Consider the following 12,060-nt stretch of genomic DNA (forward strand, 5'->3'; position numbering starts at 1 on the left):
TTGCCGATACCTAGGGGTTGGAAGGTTCGCTACACCATTTTGTTAAATTCCTTCCGCAGCCGCTTGATGATCCGCTTCTCGAGCCGGGAGATATAGGACTGGGAAATGCCGAGCAGATCGGCGACGTCCTTCTGCGTCTTCTCCTCGCCGTCGGCCAGCCCGAAGCGAAGCTCCATAATGATCCGTTCCCGTTCGGTCAGCTTGTCGAGCGCTTTGTGCAGCAGCTTACGGTCGACCTGCTCCTCGATGTTGCGGTAAATCGTATCGTTCTCCGTGCCGAGAACGTCGGATAGCAGCAGCTCGTTGCCGTCCCAATCGATGTTAAGCGGCTCGTCGAACGACACTTCCGTCCGCGTCTTGCTGTTGCGCCGCAAATACATCAAAATCTCGTTCTCGATGCAGCGGGAGGCGTACGTGGCGAGCTTGATCTTTTTCTCCGGATCGAACGTATTGACGGCTTTGATCAGGCCGATCGCGCCGATCGAGACGAGATCCTCGATATGGATGCCCGTGTTCTCGAACTTGCGGGCGATATACACAACGAGCCGGAGGTTGCGTTCGATCAGCATCGCCCGGATCGCCGTATCGCCCGACGGCAGCTTCTCGAGCAAATATTCTTCTTCTTCGCGGGTGAGCGGGGGCGGCAGCGCCTCGCTTCCGCCGATATAATAAATTTCCTCGCTCTTTAACCCGAATAAAAACAAAACGCGATAATAATATAACTGCAGGACTAATTTCCATTTGACGAGCATGCTGCTCCATCCCTCCCCGAAGAGCTGTGAATAGGACCATTCGCATTCGTTTGATTATGAAGCAGCGACGGATGGACAATGGCCTGATAGGCCCCGTCCGCAGCCAGCCTGCCGGCGTCGAGGCCGACCAGCACTTTGCGCGTCTCGTAAACTTCCCCGTCCCGCCGTACGACAACGAGATCCGGCTTGATGGCGAGCATGAACTGAGCGCCGCGATTGACGCCGCGATACGGCACCAGACGCAGGCGGTCCTGCCACATAAACGGCTCATCCTGCATGGTTGCCAGCAGTTTATCGACCTCCGCATCCCGGATCCGTTTGATCCAGCCCGGCGGCAAATCCTCCTGCCAAAGCGAAGCTTCCATCACCATGACGGGCGTGCGCGTCAGCGGCTCGTAAAGCTGATTGCCGGTATCGATGAGCCCCGTGCAGTTCCGCTCGCAGCCTTCAATCATCACCGACACCTCCGCGATATGGCTCCTCACCAGGTCGCGTTCTTTTCGCTGCATCAGGATGGAACGAAACATGTAAAAACCGACAGAAATAAGGCTGAACAGAAACACGATGCCGAGTCTCAAATGGACGTCCGAACGGCCGCCGATAAACATCAGGATATCCTTCATTTCACCGGAACCGCTCATCAGCAGGTAATGGAGACCGAGCACGGCACCGCCGGCCACAAAATTAACGGCATAAAATACAAACACGAGACGTACAAAATGCTGAATGCTCCCAAACCCGAAAACGATCAGCAGCATGACGACGGACACAGCCAATTTAACCGGAATGCCGAACAAGAACGCAAGCGACGGAAATACGGCCAGTACCGCATACAACGATCCGCAGAACGCGGCCAGCAGCACCTTCCACCAGACGGCCCGGACGCCCCGCACCCAAGCGGTAAGCAGGAGGGCCGAACCGTCGATCATCACGTTGATCATAAACAGGACGTCGATATAAACTGCGTTCAAGCGCCGCTCACCTTCCCGCCGCAGCTCCTCTTTCCGGCCTGCCTCCCTTTATGCCGCAACGGTCTGTGGCATGTGTCTAGTATATTTAAATCCTATTACAATGTCTGTCTAAACATGCCGTCAGGAGCGATCTTTTTTTGTCGAGCTGTTGCGGAAGACGAGCCCGGACAACCCGAAAAAACGACGGCGGCGGTTGCTCCGTACGACCCGATCTTATCCGGATTTCGAGACAAGTAGAAACGGCTGTCCGCCGTCCTTTTGACGGTGAGCAGCCGTTTCGTCCCTTTGGAAATCGAAGCCCTTTCTCCGATTTCGAAAAAAAACCGCCTCCCGGCAGGGCCGGAAGGCGGTTTACATTGCGGTCACGTATGAACCGGAATTAGCGGTCGTTGTTGCGGCGGTTGCGCAGAAAAGCGGGAATATCGAGCTGGTCGCTGGACACGCCGCTTCCGAACGGCTTCGGACCGGGAGTGGTCGTAGTTTGACGGTTCTCGGCAGGCTGCTGCTCGGCAGGCTGCTGACCCGCCATGCGGCGAAGCCCCGGATTGCTGCGATGCTCGAAGCCCGTCGCAATGACCGTAACCTTAATCTCTTCCTTCAGCGATTCGTCGATGCTGGCGCCGAAAATCATATTCACTTCCGGATCGGAAGCGGAAATGACGATTTCCGCCGCTTCGTTTACTTCGTACAGCGACAGGTTGGAACCGCCGGTAATATTCATGATGATGCCGCGCGCGCCGTCGATCGACGTTTCGAGCAGCGGGCTTTGAATGGCTTTGCGGGCGGCTTCGGCCGCACGGTTCTCGCCCGTCGCGTTGCCGATGCCCATCAGCGCCGAGCCTCGCTCGGTCATGATCGTCTTCACGTCGGCGAAATCGAGGTTGATGAGACCCGGTACGGCGATCAGGTCGGAGATGCCTTGAACGGCCTGGCGCAGCACGTTGTCGGCTTCGCGGAACGCCTCGAGCATCGGCGTCTTTTTGTCGACGATTTCGAGCAGCCGGTCGTTCGGGATGACGATCAGCGTGTCGACCTTCTCCTTCAGCGCCTCGATGCCCATTTCCGCCTGGCCGGAACGTTTGCGCCCTTCAAATGTAAACGGGCGTGTCACGACGCCTACCGTCAGCGCGCCGCATTCGCGGGCGATTTCGGCGATGACCGGCGCTGCGCCGGTACCGGTGCCGCCGCCCATGCCGGCGGTCACGAACACCATATCCGCTCCCTTGAGCGTATTCATGATCGATTCGCGAGATTCCTCAGCCGCTTTCTTGCCGACCTCAGGATTCGCACCTGCGCCGAGACCGCGGGTCAGCTTGTCCCCAATCTGCAGCTTCTGCTCGGAGTGCGCCATGTTCAGCGCCTGCGCATCCGTATTGACCGTTATAAATTCCACGCCCTTGACGCCGTTCTCAATCATCCGGTTGACCGCATTGCTGCCGCCGCCCCCCACGCCGATGACCTTAATTTGCGCCAGTTGCTCCGTTTCGAAATCGAATTCCAACATCCTTGTTTATCCCCCGTTCAAATGAATTCACTGAATAAATTTTTGAGCCGCTCGAACAAACCGGGTTTCGACGATGCGGCAGCTCCCGATTTCCGCGATGAACTCTTCTTGGGAGCGCTGACGGGGCGGCTGCGCATGTATTTGGACACGTATTGGATCATGCCGACGCCGCTGGTATAAGAAGGGTCGCGTACGCCGATATAATCGGGGACCGCGATGCGCACGGAGGATTCCAGCTCGACCTGGGCGAGCCCGAGCGTCCCGGGCATCGTCACCGCGCCGCCCGTGAGCACGTAGCCGTTCACCTTGTCGCCGTAACCGAGCCTTCTGACTTCCTGGCGGATCAAATGAAAAATTTCCTGCATCCGGGGTTCGATAATGTTGGCAAGATCAACCTGCGTAAATTCCTTCTCGACGTTGCTGCCCATCCGCATCACTTTGAACTTCTGATCCTCGGCGGCGTCGCCGATCAGCGAACAGCCGTATTTTTGCTTAATTTTCTCGGCCTGCTCCGTCTGCGTCCGCAGTCCGTAGGAGATATCGCTCGTGACATATTCGCCGCCGATCGGCAGCGTCGATGTGGCGGACAGGCTTCCCTGATCGAAAACGGCGATCGTCGCGGAGCCCGCGCCGATGTCGGCCAGCACCGTTCCCATCATTTTTTCGTCTTTCGTCAGCGCCATTTGACCGGAGGCTAAAGACATCAGGACGATACCGGCGATTTGGAGATTCGCTTTCTCGACGCAGCGGACGAGATTATGTATCGCCGTCTTTGCTCCGGTTACCACCGTCGCTTCCACCTCGAGGCGAACGCCGATCATGCCGCGCGGATCGGAGATCCCCTCCAAGCCGTCGACCAGATACTGCTTCGGCACCAGATTGACGATTTCCCGCTCCGGCGGCAGCGCGACCACCTTCGCCGCCTGAAGCACACGGTCGATATCGTCTTCGCTGATTTCCCGGTCCTCGTTCGATACCGCCACGACGCCCCGGTTCGTTTGCAAAGCGATATGATTCCCTTGAATGCCGACGTAAACTTCGTTTATTTGAATGCCTACCATGCGTTCCGCGTGTTCCACAGCGTTGCGGATCGACTGCACGGTCTGGTCGATATCGACGATCGCTCCCTTGCGAATGCCTTCCGAGTCGGCAGATCCAACTCCAATAATATTAATGGCTCCGTTCTGGACTTCGCCAATAATAGCACGAACCTTGGATGTACCGATGTCCAAACTGACGATGATGTCATTGCTGCTCAAACCTATGGCACCTCCGTTTCAACATTTTTGGGTACGGTCGATTACGATGTATGACTACTTTAATTCAACGCCTATTATATTTTCCCTCTTTTTCAACAAAATTTTCGGGGGTTGAAGATGTTTCCAGTGCGGGCCGGAGCCGCCTTGCAGCGGTCTGTCAGCCGCGAAATGCCGGGATAAACCCAAATCGGCATATAACTTAAATCATATCATTTATTAACTCTATTGAGTAGCGATTTCAAAAGATTCATTTCGAACTTTCTTCATCGGACGGCGCGTTGTTGAACGGCGCCCACTTATCGGCCAGCAGCAGCGTAACGATGCCGGGCTCCTGCTGCTGGGTAACGCCGTTCAGCATGGCGATCTTGGACGGCAGCAGCGAGGCGGCGGTAATGACTTCGAAGCGCGTGCGCGTATAGATTTTGATCCGGTCCGGATATGATTTCGACGGGTCCGGGATGATTTCCGAGAAATCGGCCAGCGATTCCGGCGGTATGGCGGCCAGCTGTTTGGCCAGCTGCGCTTTGACGGGATCGTTGTCCTGCCAGCCGGTAAGAACGGGCTTGTCCGCCACAAGATTCGCAGTAGCCGGCACGTCCACTCCGTTCGACAAAACGGCCGAAAGCTCTCCTTTTTTCGACAGCTCGAACGCAACGACCGGGAACTCGCGAACCGTAATGCCGATTTTTCCCGGAAACGTTTTGACGACCTCGACGCTCTCGACCGGCTTCAGCGTTTTGACCCGGCGCTCGATCGCAGAGGCGCTTATGCCGAAGAATGCGTCCCCGGCTTTAACGCCTGCCGCCTGCTTAATAGATTCGACGCTGAGCACCTGCTCGCCTTCCACATCGACCGAAGAAATTTTGCTGATCGATGAATGAAAGAACATCACGCTTAATATAACGATAAAAAGCAACAAAAGTACGGCAAGCAATTTTTTGCCGCTTCGGCGTTTCCGGACAGGTTCTCGCAGCACCGGCACTTTTTCCTGCATTGCTTGTCCCCTCTTTGCCAAAACGCAGGACGGCAAACGTCCGGTTCGCAGTACCCGCCGCCCGGTGTTAGCGGGGGCAGCCTGCAGGCCGGTGTTGCCGGCTGCGATCATGAGTCTCATTGTATGCAAAATGTTCAAGCGGTCAGCGGTAGACCCGGTCGTCCATTGCCGCCGGTACGCGTTGGATGCGTGCCCCGAGCCGGCCCAGCATCGTCTCGATCCGGTCGTAGCCCCGGTCAATATGATGCACCTGCTCGACGACGGTTTTTCCCTGCGCCGCCAGCCCTGCAATCACGAGCGCGGCTCCGGCCCGGAGATCGGTCGCCTCGACCGTCGCGCCGTAAAGCCGTGAGACGCCGCGGATGAAAGCGGAATTCAGATCGACGCGGATATCCGCGCCCATGCGGCACAATTCATCCACATGCTTGAAACGGCCTTCGAAAATCGTCTCTTTCATGACGCTCACTCCGTCGGCAAGCGCGAGCAGCACCATAACCTGCGATTGCAGATCGGTCGGGAACGCCGGGTAAGGCGACGTGACGACGCGATCGATCGCTTTCGGGCGGCTGGAACTGCCGATCTTAATTATATCACCGTCAACCGCGATTTGAACACCTGCGCGCCTGAGGACGTGGATGAGCGAGGTTAAGTGTACGGGATTCGTATGCTGCAGCGTCACCTGTCCGCGCGTTGCGGCGGCGGCCACCATGACGGTGCCCGTTACGATGCGGTCGGGAATGACCTGGTATCTGCACGGCTCGAGACGATTAACGCCCTCCACCGTAATCGTATCCGTCCCCGCCCCGATGATCTTGGCACCCATCCGATTGAGAAAATGCTGCAAATCCTGGATTTCCGGCTCTCTCGCCGCGTTCGTGATCGTGGTCATGCCTTCGGCCAGCACCGCGGCCATCATAATATTTTCCGTTGCGCCGACGCTCGGAAAGTCGAGATGGATTTCCGTCCCCTTCAGCCGGCCCGCGCAGCACACGATCCGGCTTCCTTCCTCTTCGACCGTTGCGCCGAGCGCCGTCAGGCCCTGCAGGTGCAGGTCGATTTTCCGTTCGCCGATCGCGCAGCCGCCGGGCTGATAGACCGTCACCTTCCCGAACCGGGCCAGCAGCGGCCCCATCAGGAAAATGGAGGAGCGCATTTGACGCATCAGCGCCTCGGGAATATGAGAGCTGTTTGCTGTCGACGTATCCAGCGTTACGGTTTGCCCCTCATGCACCGCTTCGCAGCCAAGCTCCCGCAAAATGTTCAGCATGACGTCGATGTCCAGAAGGCGGGGCACATGATCGAGCATTACTTTTCCTTCCACCAGCATGCTTGCAGCCAAAATCGGCAAAGCGGCGTTTTTCGCTCCTTGGATAACAATGGTTCCTGAGAGTGGTTTCCCGCCTTCAATCACCAATTTGTCCAATGTATCACCTCCGGATTACCGCTCGCCCACCACCAGTACTTCCGGCACCAGGTCGACTCCGAATCGGTCATTGACGGTGCTGCGGATCGTTGCCATGAGGGCGAGAACGTCCTCAGCTGTCGCTTGCCCGGTGTTGACAATGAAATTGGCGTGCTGCGCCGATACTTCCGCTCCTCCGCTGCGAAGCCCCTTGAGGCCCGCTTCCTGTATAAGCCGCGCGGCATGATCGCCCGGCGGATTCCGGAACACGCTGCCCGCGCACGGCAGCTGAAGCGGCTGCGTACGGCGGCGCCGGTCCTTGTAGGATGCCAGCGATGCGGCGATTTCCTTCCGGTCTCCTTCGCGGAGCTCGAACGTTGCCCGGGCGACGACGCCCGGACGGTCGTGAAGCACCGTATGCCGGTAAGCGAATTGCATATCGCCTGGTCCATAGCGAACCAATTCCCCTGTTTCCAGTACAACGTCAGCTGATTTGAAAATGCGCGACACTTCCGACCCGTGGGCGCCTGCGTTCATATAAACGGCTCCGCCGACCGTTCCCGGAATCCCCCCTGCAAATTCCAGTCCGGTCAGCCCTTCCTTGCCCGCCAGAACGGACAGCTTGATGAAGGAGAAAGCGGCGCCGGCATGAACGAGCGTGCCCTCGAACCGCACATAATCGAACCCGTCGCCCAATTGGATGACAACGCCGCGAATACCTTTGTCGCTCACCAGCATGTTGGAGCCGCGGCCGAGGTTCGTCCACGGAACGGAGTGCTTCCGGAGCAGCCGCAGGACCGCCGCCAGCTGCTTTTCATCATGCGGAATGACGAAAACGTCGGCGGGGCCGCCGATTTTCCAGGTTGTATATGCGGATAAAGGCTCGCGGTGCCGGACATCGCCGACATCGGTGCGGGCCAGCTCCGCCAAAAACTGCTCCATCTCTCGTACCTCCTTTTTGCTCTTGCGGGCGACAGCCGGCCGGAGACATCGTACGGGACGCCGGGCGGTCCGCCTGCACAGACGCTCAGGCTTTATTGGACCCGCCGGGTGGCGGTCACGATTATACGGTATACTATGCCTCCGCGTACGGTAGTGTGACAATCGCCCAGGTGCCGCGCGGCTGCCCTAGCTTCGCCCGGCAAGCCGCTTGAGCTCGGCCGACAGCAGGGCCGCCGACTGCGGCATGCCAAGCTTGCGCGCCGCCGTTCCCATCGCTGCGAGCCGCCCGGAATCGCCAAGTATGGCGCTTATCCGCTCGAACAGCATTGCGCCCGTCAGCCGTCGCTCAATAATCATTTCCGCGGCGCCCGCGTTCATCAGCGTCCGCGCGTTGGCCTCCTGGTGATTGTTGGTCACGTTCGGCGACGGGACGAGAATCGAAGGAAGGCCGAGCGCGGTCAGCTCCGCCAGCGACGAAGCGCCGGAGCGGCTGACGACAAGCGTCGAGGCGGCCAGCACCTCGGGCATATTATGCAAATACGGGAGCACATGGATGTAATTGGAAAGCTGCGGAATCACTTTCTTGATCCGCTCCATCGTCCCCTCGTAATAGCTTTCGCCGGTTACAAACACAAAATGGACCCCCGGCAGCCGCCCAGTCAGCGGCGCCATGTCCACCATCGCGTCGTTCATGGCTTTCGCGCCTCTGCTGCCGCCGACCACCAGGACGATTTTGCTGCCCTGGGACAGGCCGAGCGAGGCGAAGCCTTTGTCCCTGTTTGCTTTGACCACTTGGGAAGCGCGCGGATTGCCGGTAAACACCACCCGCTTCGAACGCTTGAACTGCGTTTGCGATTCTTTAAAGCTGACGGCGACGCAGTCGGCGTACCGGGCCAGAAACTGATTGGTCAGTCCCGCGATCGCATTCTGTTCGTGGATCAGCGTCGGGATGCCGAGCTTCGCCGCAGCGTATACGACCGGACCGCATACATAGCCGCCCGTGCCGACGACAACGTCCGGCTTGAAGGCCGCGAGCAGCTGCTTCGAACGTCTGACGCCCTTCAGGAACCGCATCACGGTGCGGACGTTTTCCAGCGACAGCTTGCGCCGGAAGCCGGTAATTTCGACCGGCTCGAAATCGATGCCCTGCGCGGGCACGATCCGGCTTTCAAGCCCTTTCGGGGTGCCGATGTAAAGGATGGCGGTATCCGGCTCCTCCTCGGCTACGTGCCTGCCGACGGCAAGCGCGGGATAGATGTGGCCGCCCGTTCCGCCGCCGGTCAATACAATCCGCATGAAAACGTCACCTCGAATAACGGGATATGTTGAGCAAAATGCCGAGCGCGGTCAGCAGCAGCGTTAGCGACGAGCCGCCGTAGCTGACGAGCGGCAGCGTAATGCCGGTAACCGGCAGCATGCCGATGACAACGCCGATGTTGATGAATACCTGGACGCCGACGATGCCGACGATGCCGACCGCCAGCAGGCTGCCGAACGTATCGGGCGCCGTCATCGCCGTCCGCATGCCGCGCCAAATCAAGATCGCGAACAGCGCGATGATCGCCGCGCCGCCGATAAATCCAAGCTCTTCGGCGACGATCGAGAAAATAAAATCGGTTTGCGGCTCGGGCAGGTAATTGAATTTTTGCCGGCTCATGCCGAGACCGAGACCGACCAGGCCGCCGGGACCGATCGCGTACAGCGATTGGATGATCTGGTACCCCGTCCCGAGCGGGTCGGACCATGGATCGAGAAAGCCGGTGATGCGCTTCATCCGGTACGGCGCCGCCAAAATAAGGCCGACCAGGCCGCCGACGCCGAGCAGGACCAGCGAGCCGAGATGGGAGAGCCTTGCTCCCGCCGTATAGATGACGAGCAGCGATGCGCCGACCATGACCGCCGCCGAGCCGAGGTCCGGCTGCAGCATGATCAGACCGAACGCCAGGCCCATAATGCCGAGCGGCGGCAGCAGCCCTTTGGTGAAGCTCGTCACGACCTGCTGCCTGTCGGACAGCAGTTTGGCCAAAAAGATGATCATGGCGAGCTTCATGAACTCGGAAGGCTGGATGCCGAACGAGCTGATGCCGAGCCAGCTTCTCGCGCCGCCGCGCACGACGCCGATGCCGGGGATGAGCACAATGACGAGCAGGCCGAAGCAGACGATCAGGGCAAGCTTCGAGTACTTCTTCCATATCCAATAATCGGTGTTCATCGTGACGAACATCGCGCCGACACCGAGCGCCGCAAACAGCAGCTGGCGTTTCAGGAAATAGAAGGAGTCGCCGAATTGGTGAAATGCAAGTACGGCGCTTGCGCTGTAGACCATCACGAGACCGATGGCAAGAATGAGCAAAATCGAAACGATCATCCACATATCCGGGGCGGATCTGGCTTTGGCCATCGCTGGAAACACCTCTGCATGCGTAAGTAGGGACAAGCCCCCTACTTACAACGTATGCGCCGATTGCTTAAACATTCGCCCCCGCTGCTCGTAAGACTCAAACATGTCCCAGCTTGCGCAGGCCGGCGACAGCAGCACGACATCCCCCGGCCCGGCAAGGGAAGCCGCTTCGCGCACCGCCTTCCGGAGCGTCTTTTCGGCGTCCTCTTCAGGTTCGACGATTTTGACGTCCGGTAAACCTGCGAGCTCCGCCACGCGCGCCAGTTTCTCCCGCGTCTGGCCGAGCGCGACGAGCGCCTTCGCCTGATCCTTCAGGTGCGGCAGCAGCTCCATATAATCCGAACCGCGGTCGAGCCCGCCGGCAATCAGCACGACCCGGCCCGGAGCGAACGAACGAAGCGCGATAATCGCAGCCGTGCCGTTCGTCGCTTTCGAGTTGTTGTAATAAACGACGCCGCCTCGCTCGCATACGAATTCGAGCCGGTGCTCCACGCCGCGGAAGCCTCGCAGCGGCTCGATCAGCTGCTCGGGATTTGCGCCGGCCGCCAGGCAGGCGCAGATCGCCGCAAGCGCGTCCGACACGTTGTGCTTTCCGGGAATGCCCAGCTCGCCGACGGCAAGAATCGTTCGCTTGCTGCCGCCGCGCTCCTTCAGCACGATACTGCGCTCGACGCCGTCCTCCGCCGCCTCAATCGCTTCCGGATACGGCGGTTCGACATAGACGCCGTACTCGAGCTCGCGGCTCGTCGCGAAGGGCAGCAGCTGCGCCTTCACGGCGCCGCTTTCCGCCAGCCGGCGGCAGACGTCATCGTCCATATTGAGCACGGCTGAATCCGTCTCCGTCTGATTGGCGAACAGCTTCGCCTTCGATGCAATGTAATCGTCCATGCCGCCGTGGTAGTCGAGATGAGTTTCGACCACGTTCAGCAGAACCGCGATGCGCGGCCGGAACGCCTCGGTCCCTTTCAGCTGGAAGCTGCTCAGCTCGGCGACGATCCAGTTGTCCGGCTCCGCAATCTGCGCCGCCTCGCAGAGCGGCGTTCCGATGTTGCCGGCGACGATCGGCCTCAGACCTGCCGCCTCCATCATTTCGCCGAGCCAGGTGGTCGTGGTGGTCTTGCCGTTCGAGCCCGTGATCCCGATGATCGGCGCGGGCGACAGCCGGTAAGCGACTTCCACCTCCGTCACGACGTCGAGGCCGAGCTCCAGCGCACGGCGCACCGGCGGCGCGCTGTACGGAATGCCCGGATTTTTGACCACAAGCGCCGTATCGGGCGTCAGCAGTCCTTCCGGATGACCGCCGCATATAACAGAAACGCCCAAAGCGTCCAACTCGTCCGCTTCGGGGCATAGGCGGCGTTCCTTTTGGTCGTTCACCGTGACGTGAGCGCCGAGTTTGTGAAACAGCTTGGCGACGCTGACCCCGCTTCTCGCAAGGCCCAGCACGACGACGTTTTTGTTTTTATAGTGGATTGGATCAAACAAGAGATTACCTCCCCCTAAATCCCCCTCCCCAAGCCTAAGCTTCCGAAGCAAGTTTTCCTTCGGAAAACTCTGAGGAGACCCCGAGGGCTCCCGCCCTCTGGACACCCGGAAAGGTAGAACGTTTGAGTTTTAGAGCCGCGCCCTAATTGTCTTCGTTGATATGCCCGCTTTCGTCCCCACCTGGGGACACGCTCTACTTCTGGGCACCTTTGTTACCTGATGGCTGCACCTTGAATAACGTTATGGGTAATGGTCGCTTTAAAACAGAATTCGTTCGTATCCGCCGCTTTCGTCCCCACTCGGGGACACGCTTAACCGCGCAAAAGACCGAACACGGCACCTGCGGTGCT

The 12,060-nt window shown here is 59.1% G+C and carries 10 protein-coding genes; all 10 read right to left on the reverse strand.

Annotated elements, in window-relative coordinates:
- Positions 1-29 precede the first annotated feature (29 nt).
- The 10 genes from sigE to murD all read right to left on the reverse strand — a co-directional run bounded on the left by sigE (position 30) and on the right by murD (position 11,710).
- Positions 30-752 carry an RNA polymerase sporulation sigma factor SigE gene (gene sigE, locus PD282_RS17065; RefSeq protein WP_274651846.1) on the reverse strand — a complete coding sequence of 241 codons (723 nt, stop codon included), beginning with the start codon at positions 750-752 and terminating at the stop codon, positions 30-32.
- Entirely contained in the window at positions 731-1,723 is a 993-nt protein-coding gene (gene spoIIGA, locus PD282_RS17070; protein WP_274651847.1) for a sigma-E processing peptidase SpoIIGA, read from the reverse strand. The genes sigE and spoIIGA overlap by 22 nt, the downstream gene beginning before the upstream one ends.
- Positions 1,724-2,102: 379 nt before the next feature.
- Positions 2,103-3,227 carry a cell division protein FtsZ gene (ftsZ, locus tag PD282_RS17075; RefSeq protein WP_274651848.1) on the reverse strand — a complete coding sequence of 375 codons (1,125 nt, stop codon included), beginning with the start codon at positions 3,225-3,227 and terminating at the stop codon, positions 2,103-2,105.
- A gap of 17 nt (positions 3,228-3,244) precedes the next feature.
- Complete coding sequence (gene ftsA / locus PD282_RS17080; protein ID WP_274651849.1) at positions 3,245-4,486, reverse strand: cell division protein FtsA; 1,242 nt, start codon at positions 4,484-4,486, stop codon at positions 3,245-3,247.
- A 247-nt stretch (positions 4,487-4,733) separates the two neighbouring features.
- The gene (locus PD282_RS17085) at positions 4,734-5,480 is read right to left on the reverse strand and encodes a cell division protein FtsQ/DivIB (RefSeq protein ID WP_274651850.1); all 747 of its coding nucleotides are present in this window, start codon (positions 5,478-5,480) and stop codon (positions 4,734-4,736) included.
- A 142-nt stretch (positions 5,481-5,622) separates the two neighbouring features.
- Positions 5,623-6,903 (reverse strand): UDP-N-acetylglucosamine 1-carboxyvinyltransferase, encoded by a 1,281-nt coding sequence (murA, locus tag PD282_RS17090; protein WP_274651851.1) that lies wholly within the window; start codon positions 6,901-6,903, stop codon positions 5,623-5,625.
- Between the two features lie 15 nt (positions 6,904-6,918).
- Positions 6,919-7,824: a UDP-N-acetylmuramate dehydrogenase gene (gene murB, locus PD282_RS17095; protein ID WP_274651852.1), complete on the reverse strand. Its 906-nt coding sequence runs from the start codon at positions 7,822-7,824 to the stop codon at positions 6,919-6,921.
- A 186-nt stretch (positions 7,825-8,010) separates the two neighbouring features.
- Positions 8,011-9,120, reverse strand: a complete 1,110-nt coding sequence (gene murG, locus PD282_RS17100; RefSeq protein ID WP_274651853.1) for an undecaprenyldiphospho-muramoylpentapeptide beta-N-acetylglucosaminyltransferase — start codon at positions 9,118-9,120, stop codon at positions 8,011-8,013.
- 7 nt (positions 9,121-9,127) lie between these two features.
- Positions 9,128-10,225, reverse strand: a complete 1,098-nt coding sequence (spoVE, locus tag PD282_RS17105) for a stage V sporulation protein E (RefSeq protein WP_274651854.1) — start codon at positions 10,223-10,225, stop codon at positions 9,128-9,130.
- Between the two features lie 45 nt (positions 10,226-10,270).
- Positions 10,271-11,710 carry a UDP-N-acetylmuramoyl-L-alanine--D-glutamate ligase gene (gene murD / locus PD282_RS17110; RefSeq protein ID WP_274651855.1) on the reverse strand — a complete coding sequence of 480 codons (1,440 nt, stop codon included), beginning with the start codon at positions 11,708-11,710 and terminating at the stop codon, positions 10,271-10,273.
- Positions 11,711-12,060 lie beyond the last annotated feature (350 nt).

Source organism: Paenibacillus humicola, from assembly GCF_028826105.1.
Lineage (GTDB): Bacteria > Bacillota > Bacilli > Paenibacillales > Paenibacillaceae > Paenibacillus_Z > Paenibacillus_Z humicola.